Source organism: Bacillus sp. Xin1, assembly GCF_013314535.1.
GTDB lineage: Bacteria > Bacillota > Bacilli > Bacillales > Bacillaceae_G > Bacillus_A.
The window spans coordinates 1-390 of sequence record NZ_JABUAE010000187.1 but is presented as its reverse complement, the minus strand read 5'-3'; the positions used below and the strand labels follow the sequence as shown (position 1 = coordinate 390).

Below are 390 nucleotides of genomic sequence, written 5' to 3'. Positions count from 1 at the left end.
TCAATCGTTGTGATAGGAGAATATTTTTTAATCCATTTATAAATCGTTACTTCTGATACACCATACTCGCTGCTTAATTCTTTCACAGATCGGTCTGAATGATATAATTCAACAACCATCTTTTTAAATTCTTCATTAAACTTCTTGTTTGCCATACGGACACTTCCTCCTTGAAATCCATTGTAAGGACTTAACTAAGTTGTGTCCATATGACTATACTAAATCCATAATTAATTTCATTTGTCCCCGTATGGTTTATAAATGAGAGAATTACAAGAAGAGAGATGCTATAACATTTCTCTTCTCTTGTTTAAAGAAATCCTTTCAAACCTACTAATAAAAAATAGTTATATAAAAATAAGCTAATTATACATTCATAATAAGTAAAAT

1 protein-coding gene is annotated in these 390 nt (G+C 28.7%); it reads right to left on the bottom strand.

The genetic code is table 11. The features are described from left to right. The coding region (locus tag HRG09_RS28445) for a transposase (protein WP_174104116.1) at positions 1-155 on the bottom strand (155 nt) is incomplete at its 3' end. Positions 156-390 lie beyond the last annotated feature (235 nt).